Genomic DNA, 24,454 nt, shown 5'->3' on the forward strand with positions numbered 1-24,454 from the left:
TCTTTCCATGCCGCCGCCCGGCCCGCGGACGGCTGCCGCCCTCGCGGCGGGAGAGGATCAGAGCCCGAGCGCCTCGCCGACATCGCGCCGTACGGCCTGCAGCCGGAGGCGGGCCGCCTCCTTGGCAGCCGAGAGCTCGGCCGCTGAGCCGACCGGCTCGACGACCTCGAGATAGCACTTGAGTTTCGGTTCGGTGCCGCTCGGCCGGATGATCACGCGCGTCTCGTCCTGCGTGACATAGAGCAGTCCGTCGGTGGGAGGCAGATGGGCCGAGCCCTGCGCGAGATCCTCGGCGGTGGTCACCGGCGATTCGGCGAAGGACGACGGCTGGTTCTCGCGCAGCCGGTTCATCATGGCACCCAGCAGTCCGAGGCTGCCGACGCGGACGGACAGCTGGTCCGAGGAATGTAGGCCGTGCACCAGGAAGGCGTCGTCGAGCAGGTCGAAGAGCGTGCGGCCGTCGGCCTTGGTGGCCGCGGCGAGTTCGGCGAGCAGGAGGCCGGCGGAGATGCCGTCCTTGTCCCGCACGAGTTCGGGAGCCACGCAGTAGCCCAGCGCCTCCTCGTAGCCGAAGGAGAGCCCGTGCACGCGCGCGATCCACTTGAAGCCGGTCAGCGTCTGGGCATGGTCGATCCCCGAGACGGCCGCGATCCGCCCGAGCAGGCGGGAGGACACGATCGAGTTCGCGAAGACCCCGCGTGCGCCGGCTCCGGCCGACGGGGTGTCCCGGCCGCCGGAGGTGAGGCGGGCGGCGAGATGCAGGCCGAGCAGGGACCCCACCTCGTCGCCGCGCAGCATGCGCCAGACACCGGTGGACGGCTCCCGTGCGGCGAGGGCCACGCGGTCGGCATCGGGGTCGTTGGCGATCACGAGGTCCGCCCCGGTCTCCTGGGCCAGCTCGAGGGCGAGATCCAGTGCGCCCGGCTCCTCGGGATTCGGGAACGCGACGGTGGGGAAGTCGGGGTCCGGCTCGGCCTGGCGGTGGACGACGGTGACGTCGTCGAACCCGGCTTCCGACAGGACGGCCTGCGCCGTGCGGCCACCCACGCCGTGCAGCGGCGTGAGGACGATCCTGAGCTTGCGCGCCGTCGACGCCGGATCGGCGAGGGCCGCGACGGCGGAGACGTAGTCGGCCTCGATGCTTCCGGGCAGGACCGTCCAGCCGGCCGGGGCCAGGGCGATGTCCGAGAGCGTGCCGACGGCTTCGATGTGCGCCGCGATACCGGAGTCGTGCGGTGCGACGATCTGGACGCCCCGGGCGTCCTCCTCCACGGCGCGTCCGCCGAGGTACACCTTGTAGCCGTTGTCCTGCGGCGGGTTGTGGCTCGCCGTGACCATGATGCCGACCTCGCACGCCAGCGTGCGGATCGCGTACGCGAGCACCGGCGTCGGCAGTTCGGTCGGCATGAGGAAGGTCTCGATCCCCGCCGCCGTGAGGATCGCAGCCGTCTCCTCGGCGAACACCCTGGAGTTGTGCCGGGCATCGAAGCCGACGACGGCGCGCGGGACGTAGGAGCCGGCCGCCAGGTCGAGGACGTGGGCGGCGACACCCGCGGCCGCACGGCGCACCACGACCCGGTTCATCCGGTTCGGACCCGCGCCGAGTGCTGCCCGCAGTCCGGCCGTGCCGAAGGCGAGCGGACCGGAGAAGCGGTCGCGGAGGTCCTGTTCGGCGGCTGCCGCCGCCGCTCCGCCGTCCCGCACCTGCCCCACCAGGGTCCGCAGCTCGTCCGCCGTCCGCGGATCGGGGTCGGCGGCGGCCCAGTCATCGGCCGTGCTGAGGAGGGTGTCCAATTCCGGGGTGGTCATGCGGGTCCCTAACGGTGGATCGTCGACGGCGGCCCGACGGGCGCCGGCCGTGCTGCGGTGGTCCGGCTGCCATACCCTCCAGCGGGCGGGCGGACGGGGAGCGGTCAGATGGTCGCGACGATGTCGGCGAGCAGGCGCGAGATCCGCGGGCCGGCCGCCTGGCCCGCTTCGAGGACCTCGGTGTGGCTGAGCGGGACGGGGCTGATGCCGGCGGCGAGGTTCGTGACCAGCGAGATGCCGAAGACCTCCATACCGGCATGCCGGGCGGCGATGGCCTCGAGGGCCGTGGACATGCCCACGAGATCGGCGCCGATGCGCTTGGCGTACTGCACCTCGGCCGGGGTCTCGTAGTGCGGTCCGGTGAACTGCGCGTAGACCCCCTCGTCGAGGGTCGGATCCACGGTGCGGGCGAGGTCACGCAGGCGGGTCGAGTAGAGGTCGGTGAGGTCCACGAAGGTGGCTCCCTCGAGGGGCGACGACGCCGTGAGGTTGATGTGGTCGCTGATCAGCACGGGGGTTCCGGGCTGCCACTGCTCCTGCAGACCGCCGCAGCCGTTGGTCAGGATCATCGTCGTCGCGCCCGTCGCCGCTGCCGTCCGCACGCCGTGGACGACGGCGCGGACGCCCTTGCCCTCGTAGTAGTGGGTGCGCGCACCCAGGACCAGTGCCCGCTTGCCGTTGGGGGTGAGGATGGAGCGGATGGTGCCGGTGTGGCCCACCACGGCGGGGGCGGAGAAGCCGGGGATGTCCGCGGCGTCCAGCGTGTGGGTGGTCTCACCGATGAGCTCGGCCGCCTCGCCCCAGCCGGAGCCGAGGACGAGGGCCGTGTCATGCCGGTCGATGCCGGTTGCTCGGGCGATGTGGCCGGCAGCGTCGCGGGCCAGGTCGAAAGGGTCGGGGGAGGAGTCGGAAGTCACCGCTACAACTTACCCTCTGCCCATCGGCCGCACTCACAGGCACAGGGTGTCGCCACCGGGCGGGGACACCGTTTGCTGTTCCGACGTGTCGGTGGCATGCGCGATGATTGATGTGTGACCAATCAACTCGATCTCAGCTCACTGCGCCTGGCGATCCTGGGCGGCGGACCCGGCGGTTACGAAGCGGCGATGGTGGCGTCCTCGCTCGGCGCACAGGTGACCATCGTCGAGAGCCAGGGACTCGGTGGTTCCGCTGTCCTGACAGACGTGGTCCCCTCGAAGACGCTCATCGCCACGGCCGACACCATGACCCGTTTCACGGACGCGAGCGGGCTCGGTGTGCGCTTCTCCGCCGACAGCGCGGTCTCGGCGGACCTGGACAAGGTCAACCAGCGCCTGCTCAAGCTCGCGGTCGAGCAGTCCTCGGACATCCGCGCGACGCTCGAGCGCCTCGGCGTGCGCGTCATCATCGGCACCGGGAAGCTGCTGGACAACCACCGCCTCGAGGTGGAGTCGGAGGGAGACACCCTGATCGTCGAGGCCGACGCCGTCCTCCTCGCGGTCGGTGCGACGCCCCGTGAGCTCCCCACCGCCATGCCCGACGGCGAGCGCATCTTCAACTGGACCCAGCTCTACAACCTCCGCGAGATCCCCGAGCACCTCATCGTCGTGGGTTCCGGAGTCACCGGGGCGGAGTTCGCCAGCGCCTACAACGGCCTGGGTTCGAAGGTCACGCTCATCTCGAGCCGCGACCGCGTGCTGCCCGGCGAGGACGCGGACGCCGCGGAGGTCCTCGAGGGAGTCTTCAAGGACCGCGGCATGACCGTCCTCTCGCAGTCACGCGCCAACGCCGTCGACAGGACGGACGACGGCGTGGTGGTCCACCTCGCGGACGGCCGGACGGTCGAGGGGAGCCACTGCCTCGTGGCGGTGGGGGCCGTTCCGCGGACGGCCGGGATCGGGCTCGAGGAGGCCGGCGTGGCGGTCAGCGAGTCCGGACACATCCAGGTGGACGGCGTCTCGCGCACCACGGCACCCAATGTCTATGCGGCCGGGGACTGCACGGGCGTGTTCGCCCTGGCGTCGGTCGCGGCGATGCAGGGCCGCATCGCCATCGCCCACCTCATGGGCGATTCGGTCAGTCCGATCAAGCTGAAGCAGGTCGCCTCCAACATCTTCACGTCACCCGAGATCGCCACGGTCGGCGTGACGGAGGAGGACATCGCCTCGGGCCGGTACCAGGGTGACGTCGTGAAGCTGTCCCTGCACACCAATGCGCGGGCGAAGATGATGAACGTCAAGGACGGGTTCGTGAAGGTGATCTCCCGCAAGGGCTCGGGCACCGTGATCGGCGGTGTCGTCGTCGGGCCCCGTGCCTCGGAGCTCATCTTCCCGCTGGCGCTCGCCGTGACGAAGAAGCTGCACGTGGACGACGTCGCCAATACCTTCACGGTCTACCCCTCGCTCACGGGGTCCATCTCGGAGGCCGCGCGCCGCCTGCACGTCCGCATCTAGGGCGCGCGGCGGCCCGCGATCGGAGCGCAGGGAATAGTTCCCTTGGTCCAGAGTGTGGACACACTTATCCACCACGTGGACACCGGTGGTCTGATGTCCGGGTACTCCTGAAGCACGGGCTCCGGGCTGCGCCGCCCCTCGGGGCGCCTGCGGTCCGGCGTCCAGCCCGAGAAAGCCGACTCCATGACCTCCTCCACAGCCGCTGACCGAAGCGGGACCACGAAGCCCCTGAACTCACGGGGGCGGGTGATCTTCGCCAGCCTCATCGGCACCACCATCGAGTTCTACGACTTCTACATCTATGCGACAGCCGCCGTCCTGGTGTTCCCGGCCCTGTTCTTCCCGAACCAGACGTCGGCGAACCAGCTGCTCAGCTCCTTCGCCGTCTTCGGTGTCGCGTTCGTCGCCCGGCCCCTCGGCTCCATCCTCTTCGGTCACTTCGGTGACAAGATCGGCAGAAAGGCGACGCTGGTCGCCTCACTGCTGACGATGGGTATCGCGACCTTCCTCATCGGTGTGCTGCCCACCGCCGAGGGTGCGGGCTGGATCTTCTGGGCGCCGTTCCTGCTCGTGGTGCTCCGCTTCCTGCAGGGCCTGGCGCTCGGTGGCGAGTGGAGCGGTGCCGCCCTCCTGGCCACCGAGAACGCGCCCGAGGGCAAGCGGGCCATCTTCGGTACCTTCCCGCAGCTGGGCGCACCGATCGGCTTCATCCTCGCCAACCTGCTGTTCGTGCTGCTGAGCACCACGCTCTCGGCGGAGGACTTCATGGCCTGGGGCTGGCGCGTACCGTTCCTGCTGAGTGCGGTCATGGTGATCATCGGCCTGTACGTCCGGTTGAAGCTCATCGAGAGCGCCTCGTTCCAGAAGGTCCAGACCGAGGGCAAGGTGGTCAAGCTCCCGCTCGGTACCGTGTTCCGCTCCCACTGGCGTCCGCTCCTGCTCGGCACCTTCATCATGTTCGCCACCTACGTGCTCTTCTACTTCATGACCGCCTTCACGCTGACGTACGGCACGGCGCCGTCCTCGCTCGAGCAGGCGCAGGCCCGCGCCGAGGCCGCCGGCAAGACGCTGACGCAGGCGCAGATCGACTCCTTCGTGCCCGGCCTCGGTATGAGCCGACCCGACTTCCTGTGGATGCTGATCATCGGCGTGGTGTTCTTCGGGATCTTCACCATCATCTCCGGCCCGCTGGCCGAGCGCTTCGGCCGCCGGAAGATGCTGCTCGCCACCACAGTGGGCATCGGGGTCTTCGGACTGCTCTGGGCGCCGCTGTTCGCCGCAGGCACTGCGGGCGCCATGGTGCTGCTGATCGTCGGCTTCACCCTCATGGGCCTGACCTTCGGGCCGATGGCCGCCGTCCTCCCCGAACTGTTCCCGGCCAACGTCCGGTACACGGGCTCCGCCGTCGCCTACAACGTCTCGAGCATGATCGGCGCAGCGCCGGCCTCGTTCATCGCCGTGGCACTCTGGCAGGCCGCGGGCGGCAGCACCGTACTCGTCGGCGCCTACCTCAGCGTGGCCGCCGTGGCCACGTTCATCGCCCTCTTCGTCTCCCGCGAGACCCGCGACCACGACTACGAGAACAACGTCGCCTAGCTCCCACCGCATCGCTTGACGGCGCCGTACCCACCCGGGTGCGGCGCCGTCGTCGTTCCGGGCTCGTGAGCCGACGGGTCGGCTTGCCCGTGGTGGCCGTGCTTGCGCGCCGCCGCCACGGCCCCCCTACACTGGAAGCACAGCAGGCTTAGCACCTGCCCGGACGCAGCCGATGCGCGCCCGGAGGCGGAAGACGGGGTAGTAGGAACGGGCGACATGGAACAGCAGGCTCTGGCCGGGCGGTACGCGCTGGGTAAGCGCGTCGGCACCGGCGGCATGGCGGACGTCTTCACGGCCCGGGACACGCGCCTCGGCCGGGACGTGGCCGTCAAGCTGTTCAGGCCCGGTACCGCCGACGGCCTGGAACGCGGATCAGCGGAGGCGCGCATGCTGGCGCGACTCGATCACCCCGGGCTGGTGCGGGTCCTCGACATGGACAACGGTGAGGACGCGCGGAACGGCGCCTACCTCGTGATGGAACTCGTGGACGGCCCGGATCTCGGCGTCCGGCTCCGGACCTCCGGCCCGCTCGGCCGTGAGGAGGTCCGCCGGATGGCCCTCGATCTTGCCCGGACGCTGCAATACATCCACGGCCAGGGCATCGTGCACCGCGACCTGAAGCCTTCCAACATCCTGACGCGCGAGGCCGATCCCCACAGCGGGCTCTTCGGCTACCTGCTCACGGATTTCGGGATCGCCCGGTTCTTCGACGGAGGGCGTATGACGGCGACCGGGCAGGTCATCGGCAGCGCCGCCTACTTCAGCCCGGAACAGGCACGCGGCGACGGCGTGGGCCGGCCCTCGGACATCTACTCGCTGGGGCTCGTGCTGATCGAGGCCCTCACGGGTGAACGTGCCTTCCCCGGCACCGGCATCGAGAGCGCCCTGGCCCGGCTCCAGCGGAGCCCGTCCATCCCGCACGCCGCCGGGCCCGCCCTCTCGGCCCTCCTCGTCTCGATGACCCTGGACGACCCCGACGATCGACCGGATGCCGCCGGCGTCGTCCGTGCACTCACCGTCATGGGCCCGCAGCGCGGATCCGGGGGGCCCGGCCCGTTGCAGGGGACGGGCGGCTCGTCGTCGACCGGAGCGCCCGCAGTGACCGGGACGGCGCACCGTCCGCGGGCCGAGGCCTCCCCGGAGCCGCACACCGCGGCGATGCCCGCCGCCGCCGAGTCCTCGGCGTGGCTCGACCCGCACACCGCGGTCCTCCCTCCTGCCGCCGAGCACGCGCCGTCGCCCGATCCGCACACCGCGGTGATGCCTGCTGCCGAGCGCCCGTCGTCACCACCCCTGCCGTCGATGGCGATCCCGGCACGGCCTGCAACGGCGGTGACAGCATCACGGGCGCCGTCGGACAGCGTCTCGGGCCCGCGTCGCGTCAGCGCTGCGGAGCGCCCCTTGAGCGACGGTGCCACCGACACCGCGCAGCAGGCGCCGGGTGTCGCCGCGACCACTGTGTCGGACGGCGTGGATCGGAACCACGACGACGGCGCCGGCAGAACCCGGGATCCACGTCCACGTCCACCGTCCCGTCCGGTCCGCCGTCGTTCCGCCCTGCCGTGGGTCCTCGGTCTCCTCGCCGTGGTGGCTCTGGCGGCCGCAGGACTCTGGATCATGATGACGATGGCCGCGAACGGATCCCCTCCCGGGATCGAGCCCCTGCCGGCGGTGCCGGGCGAACCGGGTGAACGGCTCGAGGAACTCTACGAAAGCGTGCAGTGATGACCCGCTACAGGATCCGCGCCCTTCCGGTGCTCGCTGCTGCGGCACTGCTTCTCAGCGGGTGCGGCGCCCAGCCGATCGACCCCGCGACGGCGGGAGATCTCCAGGCGGAGGTGCGCACGATCGCTGCCACGGCAGCCGGAGGCGACACCATCGGGGCGATCGCCCTGGCCGAACGCCTCCGGGCGGAGGTGGACGGCGCCCGCGAGGCGGGAACGGTGAACGAGGACCGTGCCTCGCTCATCGGCATACACATCGACGCCGTGATCGCCTCCCTCCGGGCCGCGGCGGAGCCGACCGACGGTGCTACCGCGGGGAACCCACCGCCCGAGCCGGCCCCGGCAGGGACTTCGGGCCCTCCGGCCCCGGCCGAGACGATTCCGACCCCGGCCGACGTAGCGCCGGAGTCACCGGAGCCGGCACCGGTCCCGGAGGTGCCGGCTGCACCTGCACCCGGCGAGGCGGACGAGAACGAAGCCGATGAGAACGAACCGGACGAGGATGCTGGGGGCGGGGGAGCGGCTGATCAGGGGGGAGTGACGCCGGGTAACGGCGGCCAAGGGGCTGACAAGGCCGCCGAGCAGCAGCGGAAGGCCGCGGAGAAGGCCGCCGAACAGGCCAGGAAGGAGGCCGAGAGGGCCGCCGAGAAAGCTGCGGACGACGCCGGAGGCAAGGGTAACGGCGGCTGACGGTCAGGGACGGACCGACTCAATCGCCGATGGTGGCGATCACCGATCCCGCCGAGACGGTGTCCCCGGGTACCGCGGAGAGACCGGACAGGGTGCCCGACTTGTGGGCGGTCAGGGGTTGCTCCATCTTCATGGCCTCGAGTACGACGATCAGGTCACCCTCGCGCACCGCATCACCGTCGCTGGCGGCGACCTTCACGATCGTCCCCTGCATGGGCGAGGTCAGCTCGTCCCCGCTGACGGCCGTCTTCCCGGCCCGGGCGCGGGCGGACTTCTTCGATTTGGCCGGCGTACCGGTCCGGCCGTTCGGGGATGCCCCGAGGCCGGAGGGAAGGACCACGTCGAGGCGACGACCGCCGACCTCGACGGTGACGCGCTGGCGGGTGTCCTCCTCCGGCGTCGGCTCCGCCGGGCCGGTCCAGGGCTCGATGGTGTTGGTGAAGCCCGTCTCGATCCAGCGGGTGTGCACGGAGAACGGCCCGCTCGCCGGGGCGAAGGCCGGATCGGCGACGACGGCGGCGTGGAAGGGGAGCACGGTCGGCATGCCCTCGATCACCATCTCGCCGATGGCCCGCCGTGCGCGCTGGAGCGCCTGCTCGCGGGTGGCGCCGGTGACGATGAGCTTGGCCAGCATGGAGTCGAAGTTGCCGCCGATGACCTCTCCGGCCTCGATCCCGGAGTCCACGCGGACACCCGGTCCGCTCGGGAGCGTGAACGTCTGGACCGTGCCGGGAGCCGGCATGAAGCCACGGCCGGCGTCCTCCCCGTTGATCCGGAACTCGAAGGAGTGGCCGCGGACGGCCGGATCCCCGTAGCCGAGTTCCTCACCGCGGGCGATCCTGAACTGTTCCCGCACGAGGTCGAGCCCGGTGACCTCCTCCGAGACGGGGTGCTCCACCTGCAGGCGGGTGTTGACCTCGAGGAAGGAGATGGTGCCGTCCTGTCCCACGAGGAACTCGCAGGTGCCGGCGCCCTGGTAGCCCGCCTCCCGGAGGATGGCCTTGGACGCCTCGTACAGTCGGGTATTCTGCTCATCCGACAGGAACGGAGCCGGGGCCTCCTCCACGAGCTTCTGGTTGCGGCGCTGGAGTGAGCAGTCACGCGTCGAGACGACGACGACCGAGCCGTACGCGTCGGCGAGGCACTGCGTCTCGACGTGCCGGGGTGCGTCCAGGAAACGCTCCACGAAGCACTCGCCACGGCCGAAGGCCGCTGTCGCCTCACGGACCGCGGAGTCGAACAGCTCGGGGATCTCCTCGTGACTGCGCACCACCTTGATGCCGCGTCCGCCGCCACCGAAGGCCGCCTTGATGGCCAGGGGCAGCCCGAACTCCTGCGCGAAGTCGACGACCTCCTGCACGGATTCGACCGGGTCCTTGGTTCCCGGGACCAGGGGGGCGCCCACGCGCTCGGCGATGTGCCGGGCCTGCACCTTGTCGCCGAGCTGCGAGATGGACTCGGGCGACGGCCCGATCCAGGTGATCCCGGCGTCGATCACACGCTGCGCGAACTCGGCGTTCTCGGAGAGGAAGCCGTACCCGGGATGAATGGCGTCGGCTCCGCTGCGCCGTGCGGCGTCGAGGATGCTGTCCATGACGAGGTACGACTCCGCCGCGGTCTCGCCGCCCAGAGCGAAGGCCTCGTCGGCCATCCGGACGTGGAGGGCGTCCCGATCCGGATCGGCGTAGACGGCGACCGAGGCGAGGCCCTCGTCCCGTGCCGCCCGGATCACGCGCACCGCGATCTCCCCGCGGTTGGCCACCAGCACCTTCGTCATGGGCCTGAGTTCCCGCGAGCGGCCGGCGGGGCTGCTCGGGGTACCGGCATCGGACGAGTCGGACGGGGCTGCGGGGGACTGGCTCATGGGGGGATGAACTCCTTCTTCTCAGATCGGAGCCTAGCCCGCCTTTGTCGCTTCTGCCCATGGATCGTGGTCCGAGGGAGTGTTGTGTGCCGATCCTTTGTAGGGAACCTACAACGCCGGCGTGTCGCGCCACAGGGCGGTGATGGACACGCCGGCAGAGTGGAGCAACGTTCGCAGGGTGGAGATGCTGAGCCCGACGACGGCGTGCGGGTCCCCGTCGACGCGGTCGATGAACGCACCTCCGAGGCCGTCGATGGTGAAGGATCCCGCGCACTGCAGCGGTTCCCCGCTGGCCACGTACTGCCGCACCTCGTCGTCGGTCATCGCCCCGAAGTGCACCGTTGCCGAGGACACCGCGCCGATGGTCGCACCCGAACCGCCGTCACGCGTGTCCACGAGCCAGTGGCCCGTGTGGAGGACGCCCGACCGTCCGCGCATGCGGCTGATGCGCTCGATGGCCACGGCGGGCTCGTAGGGCTTGCCGTGGGCCTCGCCGTCGAACTCGAAGACGGAATCGCAGCCGATCACGAGTGCGCCATCGGCGTCGGGCAGTGACGCGACCGCTTCCGCCTTCGCGCGGGCGAGGAGCAGTGATGTGTCGTGGGGGTCGAGCTCACCGTAGGCGGCGACGACGGCGGGTTCGTCGACGTCCGAGACGAGGACGCCGTGCTCGATACCCGCGTCGGCGAGGAGCTTGGTGCGGGCAGGCGATTTGGACGCGAGGATCAGGCGTGCGGTCATGCCCCAAGCCTAGGGCCGGGGACGCCGCAGCCGAGCGCCGTCCACGTCCCTGCCCGGTCCCGGCGCGATGCTGCGCCGGGACCGGCAGGAGTCCTCACCACTGGTGCGCGACGTCGACCACCACCCTCGAACCGGCGCCCGGGCCGGCCAGGACCATGACGCGGACGGGAAGCCGCGCCCGAACGCCGAGGCCGAGTGTCGTCTGGCCCTCGTAGCTGCCGGCCAGAGCCACCTGCCGGAACGTGGAGTAGCCCGACACGTTCGCGAGCTCCGTCCGGTTCGCGGGGGAGTAGGTGGCCCGTCCTGCCGCGTCGTAGGCCGGCGCGAGGACGGTGAGGGAGATGCGTGCACCACCCCTGAGGGGGACGGTGGCGCCCGAGCCCGGCTGGGCCACCTGGTCCACGTAGGCCACGCGGTACCCGGAGACGGGACCGCGGGCATCGATGACGAGCCGGTCGAAGCACGTGTGCCGGCCGGAGCGCACATCGGTGATGGGAGCGGAGGAGTAGGTGGGGGCGGTCTTGGCCGTCGAGCCCCACGTGATGCCGCAGTATGCGGCGGATGCCGGCGGCGCCCCCGCGAGGCCGAGGCCTGCGGTCAGGGCGAGGACGGCGAGTGCGGCGGGGATCTTCCCCGTCGTGCGCGATCGGTTCATGGCGCACCACCTTGTCGAGCTGGATAGGTGAGTCCATGGTCCGCCTACCGGGAGACGAAAGCGCCGCCGTGCCGTGGAACGGCGCCGAATCGTTAGCGGGGACGGCGACGGCCCGCCCCGGAGGACCGGGACGGGCCGCGTCAGCGCTCGGAGGGTATCCGCGGTCAGCGGGCCACCGAGATGCCGTCGTTCGAGGCGGAGGCGGCGGTCTCCGCGTCGACCTCGTCGATCGTGCTGTCGTCGGCGAAAGGATCACCGTTGCGCGGCGCGTCGTAGAGACGGGTGTCCAGGATGCCCTCGCGCTTGGCGACGAGCGTGGGGATGAGGGCCTGGCCCGCGACGTTGACGGCGGTGCGCCCCATGTCGAGGATCGGGTCGACGGCGAGGAGCAGGCCGACGCCGGCGAGGGGGAGTCCCAGGGTGGAGAGCGTGAGGGTCAGCATGACGACGGCGCCCGTGGTCCCGGCGGTCGCGGCCGAGCCGAGGACCGACACGAGGGCGATCAGCAGATACTGCGTGAGCGTCAGGTCGATGCCGAAGAACTGGGCCACGAAGATCGCCGAGATGGCGGGGTAGATGGCCGCGCAGCCGTCCATCTTCGTCGTCGCGCCGAGGGGGACGGCGAAGGATGCGTAGGCGCGGGGGACGCCCAGGTTGCGCTCCGTCACGCGTTGGGTCAGCGGGAGGGTGCCCACCGAGGAGCGCGACACGAAGGCGAGCTGGATGGCCGGCCAGGCGCCGGAGAAGTACTGGCGGACGGACAGCCCGTGTGTCTTGACCAGCACCGGGTACACAGCGAACAGCACGAGGGCCAGGCCCACGTAGATGGCGAGGGTGAACTTGCCCAGCGAGCCGATGGTGTCCCAGCCGTAGACCGCGACCGCGTTGCCGATGAGGCCCACCGTGCCGAGGGGTGCGATGCGGATGATCCACCAGAGCACCTTCTGGATGACGGCGAGGGCGGACGCATTGAAGGTCAGGAAGGGTTCGGCCTGCTTGCCGACCTTCAGCGCGGCGATGCCGACGGCGACGGCGACCACGAGCACCTGCAGGACGTTGAAGTTCAGTGCCGTGGTGACAGCACCCGATTCGGCGACGTTGGAGGACGCCTGGAGCCCGAGGAAGTTCGCCGGGATGAGCCCGGTGAGGAACGCCCACCAGCTGCCGGTGGTCCCCGTGTACTCGTCCGGCTGGGTGGCCCCCGTGCCGGCGCCGGGCTGGAAGACGACTCCCAGCGCAATCCCGATGACCACGGAGATCAGGGCCGTGATGGCGAACCACAGCAGGGTCTGGCCGGCGAGGCGCGCGGCGTTGTTCACCGCCCGCAGGTTGGCGATCGAGCTGACCACGGCGGTGAAGATGAGGGGGACGACGGCGGCGCGCAGCAGGGCCACGTAGCTCGATCCGAGGGTGGCGAGCGTGGTGCCGAGGCCGTTGGGCGTCTCGGCCGTATGGCCGGTGTTCTTCGCGAGGAGGCCGAGGGCCAGGCCCACGACGAGGGCGGCGATGATCTGCGGACCGAACGAGGTCACCCAGCGGGGCAACGGTCGCCGCGTGGGCACGGAGGTGGTTTCAGTAGACACGCCGGAAACACTAGGTGGCGGCGTATACCGGTACGAAGCGGGAGTTGCGAAATGTTACGCACCGTCCGTCCGCCGCCGGACGAGGCCGGACCGGCGGCTGCCGCGATCACGGGCGGGCGGGCCTCCCGACCCGCCCGCGTGTGACGAAGCTCGCGCTACCCGACCAGCGCTCGCCGCAGGGTGTCGAGTCCCACCGAGCCGAGATTGAGGGCCCGGGTGTGGAAGGCGCGGAGGTCGAAGGAGTCGCCTTCGGCGTCGCGCACCTCGTCCCGGACCTGCTCCCAGAGGCGCTGGCCGATCTTGTAGGCGGGGGCCTGGCCGGGCCAGCCGAGGTAGCGGGTGAACTCGAAGGCCAGCTGTCCCTCGCTGATGGCGATGTTCTCCTTCAGGAAGGCGTACCCCTTGTCCGGCGTCCAGGTGCCCTCGCCCCAGCGCTCCGGCATCTCGAGTTCGAGGTGCACACCGATGTCGAACACGACCCGCGCCGCCCGCATGCGCTGCGCGTCGAGCATGCCGAGGCGGTCACCGGGATCGGACAGGAAGCCGAGTTCCTGCATCAGGCGCTCCGCGTACAGCGCCCAGCCCTCGCCCTGGCCCGAGACCCAGATCGCGTTGCGGCGCCACGGGTTGAGCAGGGCCCGCTGGTAGGTGGCGGTCGCGATCTGGAGGTGGTGACCCGGGACGCCTTCGTGGTACACCGTGGTGGTCTCCTTCCAGGTGGTGAAGGAGTCCTCGCCCTCGGGCACGGACCACCACATCCGGCCCGGTCGCGAGAAGTCGTCGCTCGGGCCGGTGTAGTAGATGCCGCCCTCGTTGGTGGGCGCGATCCTGCATTCGAGGCGCCGCATGATGTCAGGGATGTCGAAGTGCACGCCGGCCATCGCGTCCACGGCTTTGTCCGAGAGGCCCTGCATCCAGGCCTGCAGGGCATCGGTGCCCTGGAGCTGGCGGGCCGGATCGGCGTCGAGGATGTCCATGGCCTCGCGGATGGTCGCGCCCGCTCTGATCTCCTCGGCCACCGCCTCCTGTTCGGCGATGACGCGGTCGAGCTCCTCGACACCCCATCGGTAGGTCTCCTCGAGGTCCACGGCCGAGCCGAGGAAGCGACGTGACATGAGGGCGTAGTGTTCGCGTCCGACGGCGTCCTTCTCGGGCGCGTCCGGGAGCAGATCGTCCTGCAGGAAGGCGGCGAGGGCGCGGTAGGCGCCGCGGGCTGCATCGGCACCGGTTCGGAGCTGCACCCGGAGCGACTCCGGCAGCTGGCCGTCGTCGGCCCGGCCCGTCGCGCCGAGCGCGTCGAAGAAGCCGCCGTCCTCCGCGTACTTCGTGGACTGCTCGATCACGATCTCGACCTGGCGGCGGGCGGCGACGAGCCCGCGCTCGCGGCCCGTGCGCAGCGACGAGATGTAGCCGTCGATGGCGGCAGGGACGGCGGACATCCGGCCCGCGATGTGGCCCCACTGCTCCGCGGTCGCGGTGGGCATGAGGTCGAAGATGGCACGGATGCTCTGGGCCGGGCAGGCGATGTTGTTCAGCTCGGAGTAGTCGAGCCCGGCCTCGTGGATCTCGAGGTCGAGGCCGAGCCGTTCGCGCATGGCGTCGAGGGTCACGGCGTCGACGTCGTCCGACGGTGCGAGGTCCTCGAGCAGGCGCAGCGTGGTGCGGGTGGCCTCGGTGAGGGCCTCGATGCCGGCCGGTGAGTAGTCGCGGTACTCCGCCTCGCGACCCGGTAGTCCCAGTTCGGTGGCGAAGTCGGGCATGAGTTCCAGGAGGGTCTCGTAGTACGAGGTGGCCACGGCGTCGATGGCGGTGGACGGGCGGTCGGGCTGCTCGCCCGTGGTGGGGGCTGGGGTGGTGTGGGTCACGCTCCGAGCCTACTGCCGACCGATTGCCGGAGGCCACCAAGCCCCGGCCGGAATCACCGCGGGTAGGTTCGAGGGGCGTGGCCGACCGGCTCGGCAGATCAGGGGCAGGTGGAGCGGCAGGGTCACCCACCTGTAAGTTTGCTTCGAGCAGCTGTCGGATCGCGCCGACGACAGCGATGCCTTGTTCCGTGCGCAGTGGAGATCGTCGACGGCGTGTACAGGTTCACTCGCTGCCGGAACGGGGGAAGGTCCTGGATGAGCGGCACGTTGAGGGTACTGCAGGTGTTCCCTGCAGGGAGAAGCACCACGAACCCCTACCTGGTGATGCTGGCGGACGCGCTGCGTGGTCATGACGGCGTGGAGGTCAGCAACTTCACGTGGCGCTCCTCGCTGCTGTCCTCCTACGACGTCGTCCACCTGCACTGGCCCGAGAACCTGGGCTCGGGGCACAGCCCCCTGAAGCGGGTGGTGCGCCAGGTCCTCACCCTCCTCCTCGTCGTGAAGTGGCGCCTCAGCCGGACCGCCGTTGTGAGGACCCTGCACAATGTGCACCCGCCCACCGGCATCTCGCGGAGGGAGAGGGGCCTGCTCCGCCTGATCGATCGCGTGACCGACCACTTCATCATCCTGAACGTCCATACCCCGGTGACACGCGGCCGTCCGGCGACGCTCGTACCGCACGGCCATTACCGCGGGTGGTTCGACCGTCATGCCCGGTCCGAACTGGTGCGGGGGCAGTTCGGCTTCGCCGGGCTCATCCGCGGGTACAAGGGCGTCGAACAGCTCGTCACGGCCTTCAGATCCGTGGCGCAGGCGGAGACGTCGCTGCTGGTGGCAGGGAATCCCAGTTCCCCCGACCTGGCACGGGATCTGCGGGAACTCGCGGGCGGGGCCGGGAATATCCGTTTCGATCTGCGATTCCTTCCGGACGAGGATCTCGTCCGGGTGATCGGGACGTCCGAACTGGTGGTCCTGCCATACCGGTTCATGCACAATTCGGGCGGTCTCCTCGCTGCCCTGTCTCTGGAACGGCCCGTCCTGGTACCTCGCAACGAGGTGACCACCGACATGGCCGTCGAGGTCGGTCCGGGGTGGGTCCACCTCTTCGACGGCGATCTCAGTGCTCAGGACCTCGAGTCGGCCCTGCGCAGCGTCCGGGACACACCGCCGACTGGTGCTCCGGACCTCAGCGCACGCGGGTGGCGCGAAGCCGGCTCGTTGCACGTCCAGGCCTATCGATCCGCGCTCGCGCTCGTCCGAGGACGCCGGGCGAACGCACGCGGGACCGGTACGCGATGAGAACGCGCCTCGATGTCGTCGTCGGAGTCCTGACCTTCAAGCGGCCCGCAGCGCTCGATCTCACCCTCGAACGGATCCTTGCCCAGGTGACGGAACTCGATCAGGTCGGCGGTGTGGACATCGGTGTCCGGGTCGTCGTCGTCGACAACGACCCCCAGGCCTCCGCTCGGGGCGTGACCGAGAAGTACCCGTCCATCACCTACGTCGTCGAACCGGTCCCCGGTATCTCCGCCGGCCGGAACCGTGCGCTGGACGAGGCCGCCGACGGTGACGTGCTCGTCTTCATCGACGACGACGAAACACCGCTCGAGAAGTGGTTGTCGTCGCTGATCGAGACCTGGCAGTCGACCGGCGCGACCGCCGTCATGGGGCGCGTGGTCTCCGTCTTCGAGACGACGCTCGACCCCTGGATCGCAGCGGGAGGCTTCTTCGTGCGGCGCACCATGCCGTCGGGAACGCCGATCACCGTTGCGGCAGCAGGTAACCTCCTGCTGGACCTGCACCAGATGAGCCGCATCGGTGCCCGGTTCGACCCTGCCATGGGGCTCACAGGAGGCGAGGACACTCTGCTGAGCAGGCACATCATCGAGGGTGGCGGAACGATCGTCTGGTGTGACGAATCGGCCGCCCTCGATCACGTGCCCGCGTCGCGGACCACGAAGAAGTGGGTGCTGACCCGGGCCTGGAGCCACGGCAACACGGCGACCCTGGTGGACCTCAAGATGAGCGCGACGCCCGGCTCCCGTTCACGGGTGCGGGCGAAGGCCCTGGTCAAGGGGAGCACCAGGATCGCCGGCGGTACGGCTCGCTGCGCGTGGGGGGTGCTTCGCGGGAACCTGCGCGATCGTGCGCGCGGCCGTCGGGCGGTCTACCGCGGTGCAGGCCTGATGTCAGGAGCCCTCGGCATCGCCTACCTCGAATACGCGCGGGGTTCGCGCTGGAGATGGCGGCGTGACGTGGAGAGCGGATCCGGATCGTGACTGCATTCGGTGCGGTGCGCGGGTCACTCGTGGCGACCGCCAAGCGGCACTCGAGAGTGATCGGATCCACGGTGGCCGTCTCCACCGTGGCCCCGGAGATCGTCCTCACGTTCGACGACGGGCCGGCGCCACCCGTCACGGAGCAGTTGTCGGCGGTCCTCGCCGGCGCCGGAGCGACGGCGACGTTCTTCGTCCTCATGACGAGGGTCCCCGCGCACGTGCCCGTGCTGCAGGAACTCGTGACGCAGGGTCATGAGGTGGCCCTGCACGGAGTCGATCATCGCCGGATCACCGGGCGCCCGTACCGGGAGCTGACGGAGGAGTTCCGCCGCAGCAAGGGGGACCTCGAGGACATCACCGGGGTTGCCGTCCGCTGGTTCAGGCCGCCCTACGGCGCGCAGGGACCGCGAGCCTGGCTTGCTGCGCGCAGGAGCGGACTCGAGCCGGTGATGTGGAATCGCAGTACGCGCGACTCGGCGCACGTCGATGATGCGGAACGCTTCAGGGCCGCGACGGCCGGAGCGCGCGCGGGCGACATCCTTCTGGCTCATGACGGCTTCGCCTCGCTCCAGGACGGGGTGGACGACGGTCCCGAACCCCACCTCGACCGGTCCGACCTGCTGGCCCGGGTGCTCGGTGAGTACCAGAGCCTCGGTCTCGCGGGCCGCTCGATGAGCGATGCCCTCCTGCAGGGCACACCCGTACGTCGAGCATGGTTCAGCGCAGCTCTCTGACCCGGACTCCACACCTGAAAGGCCGCTCATGCCCGTCATCCATCCGCTCCTCGAGAACGACCACATGTCCGCCTGGCTCGGGGTGTCCGTCGAGGCGGCGGAGCCCGGGAGGGCGCGCATCTCGATGGTGCTCCGCCGGGACATGGTGAACGGCTTCGGAATGGCGCACGGCGGTGTGCTCTTCGCTTTCGCCGATACGTGCTTCGCCCTGGCGTGCAATGACCCTGCGGGCACACCCGGGGTCATCACCGTCGCGTCCGGCGCCGACGTCACGTTCCTCGCGCCGGCCTACGAGGGCCAGACCCTGACCGCGGTCGGGTCGGTCCTGTCGAGTACCGGGCGGAGCGGCCTGTACGACGTCCACGTCACCTCGGGGACCGGGTCGGTCGCGGAGTTCCGCGGTCGGAGCCGCACCATCCCGGCGCCGTGACCTGATCCAGCCCACGGTATCCCCGGCGGGGCCGCGGCCCCGGAACGGGTCCCAGCCAGGGCCGCGCCCGACGCCGTGCACGCCCTCCGACGTCCGCTCGGCGGCCGGCCGGGCGGGCCGGTCGCCGTCAGCGGACGCTGCGCCGCCAGGAGCCGGGGCCTGGGGTCGGCCCGAGCCGCAGCAGCGCGCGGCGCAGCCAGGACCGCCCGTGGTCCGGGACGTCCTCCGCCTCGCCGGCATCCCGGAGGGCGAGGACGACGGCGGTGAGCGCCGCCAGCTCCTCGTCCGTCGGCGCACCCGAGACCACGGAGAGCACGGGGCCCTCGGCGGTGGCGTCGTCGACGGGATCGGCCGAGTCCGCCGCATCGCCGTCGTGCCCGTCCTGGCGGCCGCTCACAGCGGGATGTTCCCGTGCTTCTTGGCGGGGTTGGACGCCCGCTTGTCGCGCAGCGCCCGGAGGCCGCGGACGATGTGGAGCCGGGTGTCCGACGGTGCGATGACGGCGTCCACGTACCCGAGTTCCGCTGCCTGGTACGGGTTGAGCAGCTCCTCCTCGTACTGCTGGACGACGTCCGCGCGAGCCGCCTCGACGTCACCCCCGGCGTCGGCCACGGCCTTCAGCTGGCCGCGGTACAGGATGTTCACCGCGCCCTGCGCGCCCATCACGCCGATCTGCGCGGTGGGCCAGGCGAGGTTCAGATCCGCGCCGAGCTTCTTGGAGCCCATGACGATGTACGCGCCGCCGTAGGCCTTGCGCGTGATCACCGTCAGCTTCGGCACCGTGGCCTCCGCATAGGCGTAGAGCAGCTTGGCTCCGCGGCGGATGATGCCCTGGAACTCCTGGTCCTTGCCGGGGAGGAAGCCGGGCACGTCCACCAGGGTCAGGATGGGGATGTTGAAGGCGTCGCAGTGACGGACGAAGCGGGCCGCCTTCTCGGAGGCGTTGATGTCGAGTGTGCCGGCGAACTGCAGCGGCTGGTTGGCGACGATCCCGATGGTGTGGCCCTCCACGCGGGCGTACCCGGTGACGACGTTCGGTGCATAGAGCGCCTGCAGCTCGAGGAAGTGGCCGTCGTCCACCACCGCGGCGATGACGGCGTGCATGTCGTACGGCTGGTTGGCGGCGTCGGGGATGAGCGCATCGAGGGCGAGGTCCTCCTCGGTGGTGTCCGGCTCCTCGACGAACTCCGTCAGCGGGGCCTCCGCGAGGTTGTTCGAGGGCAGGAAGTCGAGGAGCTCGCGCACGAAGCCGATGGCGTCGGCCTCGTCGGTGGCGAGGTAGGCGGAGGTCCCCGTCGTCGTGTTGTGCTGCCGGGCGCCGCCGAGGGTCTCCATGTCGACATCCTCGCCGGTGACGGTCTTGATGACATCGGGCCCGGTGATGAACATGTGCGAGGTCTTGTCCACCATGACCACGAAATCGGTGAGCGCGGGGGAGTAGGCCGCACCACCGGCGCAGGGACCCATGATGAGGGAGATCTGCGGGACCACGCCCGAGGCGTGCACGTTGTTGCGGAAGATGTCCGCGAACATCGCCAGCGAGGCCACGCCCTCCTGGATGCGCGCCCCACCGCCGTCGTTGATGCCGATGACCGGGCAGCCGTTGCGGAGGGCGAACTCCTGCACCTTGACGATCTTCTCGCCGTTGACCTGGCTGAGGGATCCGCCGTAGACGGTGAAGTCCTGGCTGTAGACGGCGATCAGCCGTCCGTCCACCGTCGCGTAGCCGGAGACCACGCCGTCGCCCAGTGGCTTCTTCCGCTCCATGCCGAAGGCCGTCGAGCGGTGGACGGCGAGGGCATCGAACTCGACGAAGGAGCCTTCGTCGACCAGCAGGTCGATGCGCTCGCGCGCCGTGTTCTTGCCGCGCGCGTGCTGCTTCTCGATGGCCTCGGGACCTGAGGGCTGCTCCGAGAGCGCGGTGCGCCTCCGGAAGTCGGCGAGCTTCCCGGCCGTCGTGGTGAGGTCGGGCTGCAGGTCCTGGTGCATTGGTACTCCGGTCGGCGGGTGGCGGGGGTATGCGCTGCGTCACTGGAGGTTTCCGACAACGTCCGGCGCAATCCACCCAGTCTAGTGACGCCCACGGCGCCCGCTGTTGTAGGAGCCCTACAGTTTCCCTCCCCATCGCTTAGCCGGCCGAGCGATGTTACCCGCCGGTAACATCGGTGCGTCGCAGGCCGGTCCCGCTGGGGCGAGTGCTTAGGCTGGTCCCATGACTGCACGCGACGAAGCTCAGGAATCACCGGCCACGGATGCCGGGGCGGGCCGTGTCCCCACCCTCGCCGGACGCACCATCATCATGTCGGGCGGAAGCCGCGGCATCGGCCTCGCCATCGCCCTGAGGGCGGCCCGCGACGGCGCGAACGTCGCCATCATGGCCAAGACCGGCGAGCCGCACCCCAAGCTCGAGGGCACCGTGTACTCCGCCGCGGAGCAGATCGAGGCGGCCGGCGGGGCCGCGCTGCCGTTCGTCGGCGACGTCCGGAACGACGACGACGTCCGCGCCGCCGTGGACGCCACCGTGGGGCGCTTCGGCGGGATCGACATCGTGGTCAACAACGCCTCGGCGATCGACCTCTCGAAGACCCCCGACGTCGACATGAAGCGCTACGACCTCATGGCGGACATCAACGTGCGCGGCACCTTCATGCTGAGCAAGTTCGCCCTCGACGCCCTGAAACGGTCGGCCAACCCCCACATCCTGACCCTCTCGCCCCCGCTGAACCTCGCCCCGAGGTGGGCGGGCCTGCACCTGGCCTACACCATGGCCAAGTACGGCATGAGCCTCACCACCCTGGGGCTCGCGGAGGAACTGAAGGACGACGGCGTCGCCGTGAACTCCCTCTGGCCCGCGACGCTGATCGACACGGCAGCCATCCGCAACATGCCCGGCGGGACCCGCATGGTGCAGGCCGCCCGCAGTGCCGACATCGTCGCCGACGCCGCGCACGCCGTGCTCGTGCGGACCTCACGCGGCTGCACCGGCAACTTCTACACGGACGAGCAGGTCCTCCGCGACGAGGGCGTCACGGACCTCACGAGGTACAGCCTGGGGGCGGCCGAGGACCAGCTGGTCCCGGACATCTTCCTCTGATCCCCCCGATCCCCCCCCCCCCCCCGGACGCCCCGCTCCGGTGGGGAGGGCGCCCGGCCGGATAGGATCGAGGGCATGTCCTCCCGCTACTCCAATCTCGAGCGCCCCGGCCTCGACCTCGGTGCGCTGAGGACAGCCCTGTGCATGCCCGCCGGGCCGTTCCCGCGCCTCGACATCATCGAGCGGACCGGCTCCACCAACACGGACCTCGTGGACCATGCCCAGCGGGCGACTGCTGGATGGCCGGATCTCAGCGTCCTGTGCGCGGAGGTACAGACCGCCGGCCGCGGGCGGCTCGACCGCAGCTGGATCGCGCCCGAGCGCTCCTCGCTCTTCGTCAGCATCCTGCTGCGCCCGTTCAACCGGCATGGACGCCCCGTGCCGACCGCCGCCTACGCGTGGCTCTCCCTGCTGGCCGCGCTGGCCCTCGCCGAGAGTGTGGAGGACCGGACGGAGATCGCACCGCAGCTCAAGTGGCCCAACGACGTGACCGTCGACGGCCGCAAGCTCGCCGGTGTCCTCGCGCAGTTCGTCCCGGGCGCGGGCGCCGAGCCCCCCGCCGTCGTCGTCGGGGTGGGCCTCAACGTGAGTCTCACCGATGACGAGCTGCCCGTCCCGACCGCCACGAGCCTCCTGCTCGAGTACGCCGGCACCACCGACCGCAACATCCTGCTGAAGTCCTTCCTCCGCACCTTCGCCGACCGGTACCGGGCCTTCTGCGACGTGGACGGCGACGCCGAGGCGAGCTGGGACAGCGGACCCTCCCTGCAGGCCCGCGTCGCCGCCCGCATGGCGACACTCGGCCAGGACGTCCGCGCGGACCTGCCCGGCGGGTCCCTGACGGGCCGCGCCCTGCACCTCGACGGCCACGGCGCCCTGGTGATCCGGGACGACGACGGCGAGCGGCACACCGTCTCGGCGGGCGACGTCGTGCACCTCCGCCCGCAGGTGTAGCGGTGCGCATCAAGCTGCTGCCGGGGGAGCGGGTCCTCGTCCGGACCCGGCCATCGCCCCTGCCGCTCGTGGGACCGGTGATCCTCGGCTTCGTGCTCCTCGCGCTCGGCGGGTTCGGGCTCGGCTTCCTCATGCGCCGCGATGTCGCGGGTCTCGGGGACTGGCAGCCGGTGCTCCTGCTGGTGCTCCTCGCGGTCGTGGTCCTGCTGCTGCTCCGGGTGCTCGTCCGTCCGCTGCTCCGGTGGTCCAGCAACCGGTTCGTGCTCACGAGCATGCGCCTGATCCACCGCCGGGGTGCGGCCCGGCGGTCGGAGCACCAGATCAACCTCTCCGCCATCTCGCAGCTGCAGACCGAGCAGGGCCTCGTCCAGCGCATGGTGGGCAGCGGGACCCTGATCGCCGACCTCGGGTTCGACAGGGCGCACGCCTACCGGGACGTGCCGCAGATCGCCCGGTTCAAGGAGTTCGTGGTGCAGGCGATCAGCGACCTGCCGTTGACGCGTATGTTCGATGGTGTAGACATGGAAATCGATCCGCAGTACGCCCGGGGCGGGGCGGGGCGGAACCAGGACGGTCGGGCGCGCCAGGAATGGCCGCACCACGAGGGCAGGAGCGAGCGAGCGTGACAGTCGAGGACCGCCACGGCCCGGGCGCCGCCCCCGGCGCATCGGACCGTGCGCCGGTGGAGGCAGCGGACAGCGTGCTGGACAGCGCCCCGGCGAAGGATCCGGCCCCCCCACCGGGGGACACGCGGGACAGCGCCCCGGCGACGGATCCGGCCCCCGCACCTGCTGTCCCGACGGAGGCCCTGACGGACACGAGCCGCCTCGACGACGCCCCCGAGGCCGCGGCCTCGACGGCGTCGAAGGCGGTCTGGCAGCTGCAGCCGGACATGGCGACCGCCGGTCCGGACGAGGCGGCGCCGGTCGGCCCCATCGAGCTCGACCGCGAGACCATCCGCCGGCTGGAGCGTGAACTGCTGGGAGCCGAGCGCACGCTGAAACGCCGCGACATCGCCGCCGGCGCAGGGGTCTCCCTCCTCTCGGCGCGGAAGCTGTGGCGGGCCATGGGCTTCCCGAACATCGGCGACGACGACATCGCCTTCACGGAGAAGGACCTCGGCGCCCTGACCACCATCATCGACATGGTGCGCCAGGAGCAGCTCACCGAGGACGCGGCGATCTCCATCACCCGGGCGGTCGGCCAGATGACGGACCGCATGGTCGTGTGGCAGATCGAGGCGATCGTCGAGGAGATGGTGGCCCAGCGCGGCCTCACCGACGCCGACGCGCGCAAGACCCTCGTCTCCGAGCTCCCGGACCTGATCGACCCGCTGGAGAGGACCCTCGTCTACGCGTGGCGGCGCCAGATGAACGCCGCCGTGCAGCGGCTGGCCCTGCGCGCCGAGTCGGGGCTCGCGTCCAGCGAGGCGGGCCGCGACGGCGACGAGCAGGACGCCCCGCTGCCCCTGGCCCGCGCCGTCGGCTTCGCGGACCTCGTGTCCTACACGAGCCTGTCCCGCCAGATGAACGAGCGCACCCTGGCCCAGCTGGTGCAGCGCTTCGAGAACAAGAGTGCAGAGATCATCTCCGTGGGCGGCGGGCGCCTCGTGAAGACCATCGGTGACGAGGTCCTCTACATCGCCGAGTCACCCGAGGCCGGTGCGGAGATCTCGCTGGCGCTCGCCAAGGCGTTCACCGAGGACGAGTTCCTGCCCTCGGCGCGCTGCTCCCTCGTCTGGGGGCGGGTACTCTCCCGGCTCGGCGACATCTACGGACCGACGGTCAATCTCGCGGCGCGCCTCACCGCGCTCGCGGAACCGGGGGAGGTCCTCGTGGACGGGTCCACCGCCGCCACGCTCGACACCAACGAGAAGTTCGTCCTCACGCCCCACGCGCCCCGCCAGGTGCGCGGCTTCGGGGAGGTGCGGCCGGTCACCCTGGCGCGCGGGACCGGCAGCGGACTCATCCTCGACTGAGCACCGACCGTCTCCTCGGCCGAGCG

The 24,454-nt window shown here is 70.7% G+C and carries 21 protein-coding genes; 12 read left to right on the forward strand and 9 right to left on the reverse strand.

From position 1 onward, the window contains the following. Positions 1–57 precede the first annotated feature (57 nt). Both FNH21_RS13395 and FNH21_RS13400 read right to left on the reverse strand, forming a co-directional pair. Positions 58–1,809, reverse strand: coding sequence for a phospho-sugar mutase (locus FNH21_RS13395; RefSeq protein ID WP_152816542.1), 1,752 nt, complete (start codon positions 1,807–1,809; stop codon positions 58–60). A 104-nt stretch (positions 1,810–1,913) separates the two neighbouring features. Beyond that, a complete protein-coding gene (locus tag FNH21_RS13400) occupies positions 1,914–2,726 on the reverse strand; it encodes a purine-nucleoside phosphorylase (protein ID WP_191931976.1) in 813 nt (270 codons plus the stop codon). Positions 2,727–2,840: 114 nt separating this feature from the next. On the opposite strand from FNH21_RS13400, the gene FNH21_RS13405 reads away from it, so the two are divergent. The 4 genes from FNH21_RS13405 (at position 2,841) to FNH21_RS13420 (ending at position 8,251) form a co-directional block, all read left to right on the forward strand. Beyond that, positions 2,841–4,241, forward strand: coding sequence for an NAD(P)H-quinone dehydrogenase (locus FNH21_RS13405; protein ID WP_191931977.1), 1,401 nt, complete (start codon positions 2,841–2,843; stop codon positions 4,239–4,241). A gap of 183 nt (positions 4,242–4,424) precedes the next feature. Further along, positions 4,425–5,837 carry an MFS transporter gene (locus FNH21_RS13410; RefSeq protein ID WP_055770354.1) on the forward strand — a complete coding sequence of 471 codons (1,413 nt, stop codon included), beginning with the start codon at positions 4,425–4,427 and terminating at the stop codon, positions 5,835–5,837. 216 nt (positions 5,838–6,053) lie between these two features. Beyond that, positions 6,054–7,562: a serine/threonine-protein kinase gene (locus FNH21_RS13415; protein WP_152816544.1), complete on the forward strand. Its 1,509-nt coding sequence runs from the start codon at positions 6,054–6,056 to the stop codon at positions 7,560–7,562. After that, on the forward strand, positions 7,562–8,251 hold the full coding sequence (locus tag FNH21_RS13420; protein ID WP_152816546.1) for a hypothetical protein: 690 nt from the start codon (positions 7,562–7,564) through the stop codon (positions 8,249–8,251). Before FNH21_RS13415 ends, FNH21_RS13420 begins: the two co-directional genes overlap by 1 nt. 19 nt (positions 8,252–8,270) lie before the next feature. On the opposite strand, the gene FNH21_RS13425 is transcribed toward FNH21_RS13420, so the two are convergent. The 5 genes from FNH21_RS13425 to FNH21_RS13445 all read right to left on the reverse strand — a co-directional run bounded on the left by FNH21_RS13425 (position 8,271) and on the right by FNH21_RS13445 (position 14,959). After that, entirely contained in the window at positions 8,271–10,028 is a 1,758-nt protein-coding gene (locus FNH21_RS13425; protein ID WP_241743272.1) for an acetyl/propionyl/methylcrotonyl-CoA carboxylase subunit alpha, read from the reverse strand. 195 nt (positions 10,029–10,223) lie between these two features. Continuing rightward, positions 10,224–10,856, reverse strand: a complete 633-nt coding sequence (locus tag FNH21_RS13430) for a Maf family protein (RefSeq protein ID WP_152816550.1) — start codon at positions 10,854–10,856, stop codon at positions 10,224–10,226. A gap of 94 nt (positions 10,857–10,950) precedes the next feature. Next, on the reverse strand, positions 10,951–11,511 hold the full coding sequence (locus FNH21_RS13435; RefSeq protein WP_152816552.1) for an AMIN-like domain-containing (lipo)protein: 561 nt from the start codon (positions 11,509–11,511) through the stop codon (positions 10,951–10,953). A 164-nt stretch (positions 11,512–11,675) separates the two neighbouring features. Continuing rightward, positions 11,676–13,094, reverse strand: a complete 1,419-nt coding sequence (locus FNH21_RS13440; protein WP_338403285.1) for a dicarboxylate/amino acid:cation symporter — start codon at positions 13,092–13,094, stop codon at positions 11,676–11,678. A 155-nt stretch (positions 13,095–13,249) separates the two neighbouring features. Continuing rightward, complete coding sequence (locus tag FNH21_RS13445; protein ID WP_338403286.1) at positions 13,250–14,959, reverse strand: DUF885 domain-containing protein; 1,710 nt, start codon at positions 14,957–14,959, stop codon at positions 13,250–13,252. A 255-nt stretch (positions 14,960–15,214) separates the two neighbouring features. On the opposite strand from FNH21_RS13445, the gene FNH21_RS13450 reads away from it, so the two are divergent. From FNH21_RS13450 to FNH21_RS13465, 4 genes are read left to right on the forward strand one after another with little or no spacing between them, the layout of a single operon-like run. Then, on the forward strand, positions 15,215–16,258 hold the full coding sequence (locus FNH21_RS13450) for a glycosyltransferase (protein ID WP_152816554.1): 1,044 nt from the start codon (positions 15,215–15,217) through the stop codon (positions 16,256–16,258). Beyond that, positions 16,255–17,238 (forward strand): glycosyltransferase family 2 protein, encoded by a 984-nt coding sequence (locus tag FNH21_RS13455; RefSeq protein ID WP_152816556.1) that lies wholly within the window; start codon positions 16,255–16,257, stop codon positions 17,236–17,238. The genes FNH21_RS13450 and FNH21_RS13455 overlap by 4 nt, the downstream gene beginning before the upstream one ends. After that, positions 17,235–17,972 (forward strand): polysaccharide deacetylase family protein, encoded by a 738-nt coding sequence (locus FNH21_RS13460; RefSeq protein WP_152816558.1) that lies wholly within the window; start codon positions 17,235–17,237, stop codon positions 17,970–17,972. Before FNH21_RS13455 ends, FNH21_RS13460 begins: the two co-directional genes overlap by 4 nt. Positions 17,973–18,000: 28 nt before the next feature. Further along, positions 18,001–18,402, forward strand: a complete 402-nt coding sequence (locus tag FNH21_RS13465; RefSeq protein ID WP_152816560.1) for a hotdog fold thioesterase — start codon at positions 18,001–18,003, stop codon at positions 18,400–18,402. Positions 18,403–18,529: 127 nt separating this feature from the next. Here FNH21_RS13465 and FNH21_RS16855 read toward each other — a convergent pair whose 3' ends face one another. Both FNH21_RS16855 and FNH21_RS13475 read right to left on the reverse strand, forming a co-directional pair. Further along, positions 18,530–18,799 carry an acyl-CoA carboxylase subunit epsilon gene (locus FNH21_RS16855; RefSeq protein ID WP_191931978.1) on the reverse strand — a complete coding sequence of 90 codons (270 nt, stop codon included), beginning with the start codon at positions 18,797–18,799 and terminating at the stop codon, positions 18,530–18,532. Then, positions 18,796–20,379 (reverse strand): acyl-CoA carboxylase subunit beta, encoded by a 1,584-nt coding sequence (locus FNH21_RS13475; RefSeq protein ID WP_152816749.1) that lies wholly within the window; start codon positions 20,377–20,379, stop codon positions 18,796–18,798. The genes FNH21_RS16855 and FNH21_RS13475 overlap by 4 nt, the downstream gene beginning before the upstream one ends. Before the next feature lie 235 nt (positions 20,380–20,614). On the opposite strand from FNH21_RS13475, the gene FNH21_RS13480 reads away from it, so the two are divergent. From FNH21_RS13480 to FNH21_RS13495, 4 genes are all read left to right on the forward strand, one after another. Then, entirely contained in the window at positions 20,615–21,496 is an 882-nt protein-coding gene (locus FNH21_RS13480; protein ID WP_152816562.1) for an SDR family oxidoreductase, read from the forward strand. A gap of 75 nt (positions 21,497–21,571) precedes the next feature. After that, positions 21,572–22,450, forward strand: a complete 879-nt coding sequence (locus FNH21_RS13485) for a biotin--[acetyl-CoA-carboxylase] ligase (protein ID WP_152816564.1) — start codon at positions 21,572–21,574, stop codon at positions 22,448–22,450. Between the two features lie 2 nt (positions 22,451–22,452). Continuing rightward, positions 22,453–23,076 (forward strand): PH domain-containing protein, encoded by a 624-nt coding sequence (locus FNH21_RS17150; protein ID WP_152816566.1) that lies wholly within the window; start codon positions 22,453–22,455, stop codon positions 23,074–23,076. Beyond that, positions 23,073–24,428, forward strand: a complete 1,356-nt coding sequence (locus FNH21_RS13495) for an adenylate/guanylate cyclase domain-containing protein (RefSeq protein WP_422108784.1) — start codon at positions 23,073–23,075, stop codon at positions 24,426–24,428. Before FNH21_RS17150 ends, FNH21_RS13495 begins: the two co-directional genes overlap by 4 nt. The last annotated feature ends 26 nt before the right edge of the window (positions 24,429–24,454 follow it).

The sequence above is a fragment of the Arthrobacter bussei genome, from assembly GCF_009377195.2.
Classification (GTDB): Bacteria; Actinomycetota; Actinomycetes; order Actinomycetales; family Micrococcaceae; genus Arthrobacter_D; species Arthrobacter_D bussei.

What these genes read in the sequence shown, in the direction of transcription:
- FNH21_RS13415 (WP_152816544.1), top strand. Translation starts at nt 6,054, where the DNA reads ATGGAACAGCAGGCTCTGGCCGGGCGGTACGCGCTGGGTAAGCGCGTC.
- FNH21_RS13485 (WP_152816564.1), top strand. Translation starts at nt 21,572, where the DNA reads ATGTCCTCCCGCTACTCCAATCTCGAGCGCCCCGGCCTCGACCTCGGT.
- FNH21_RS13425 (WP_241743272.1), bottom strand. Translation starts at nt 10,028, where the DNA reads ATGACGAAGGTGCTGGTGGCCAACCGCGGGGAGATCGCGGTGCGCGTG.
- FNH21_RS13430 (WP_152816550.1), bottom strand. Translation starts at nt 10,856, where the DNA reads ATGACCGCACGCCTGATCCTCGCGTCCAAATCGCCTGCCCGCACCAAG.
- FNH21_RS13450 (WP_152816554.1), top strand. Translation starts at nt 15,215, where the DNA reads ATGAGCGGCACGTTGAGGGTACTGCAGGTGTTCCCTGCAGGGAGAAGC.
- FNH21_RS13455 (WP_152816556.1), top strand. Translation starts at nt 16,255, where the DNA reads ATGAGAACGCGCCTCGATGTCGTCGTCGGAGTCCTGACCTTCAAGCGG.
- FNH21_RS13420 (WP_152816546.1), top strand. Translation starts at nt 7,562, where the DNA reads ATGACCCGCTACAGGATCCGCGCCCTTCCGGTGCTCGCTGCTGCGGCA.
- FNH21_RS13480 (WP_152816562.1), top strand. Translation starts at nt 20,615, where the DNA reads ATGACTGCACGCGACGAAGCTCAGGAATCACCGGCCACGGATGCCGGG.
- FNH21_RS13410 (WP_055770354.1), top strand. Translation starts at nt 4,425, where the DNA reads ATGACCTCCTCCACAGCCGCTGACCGAAGCGGGACCACGAAGCCCCTG.
- FNH21_RS13465 (WP_152816560.1), top strand. Translation starts at nt 18,001, where the DNA reads ATGCCCGTCATCCATCCGCTCCTCGAGAACGACCACATGTCCGCCTGG.
- FNH21_RS13435 (WP_152816552.1), bottom strand. Translation starts at nt 11,511, where the DNA reads ATGAACCGATCGCGCACGACGGGGAAGATCCCCGCCGCACTCGCCGTC.
- FNH21_RS13395 (WP_152816542.1), bottom strand. Translation starts at nt 1,809, where the DNA reads ATGACCACCCCGGAATTGGACACCCTCCTCAGCACGGCCGATGACTGG.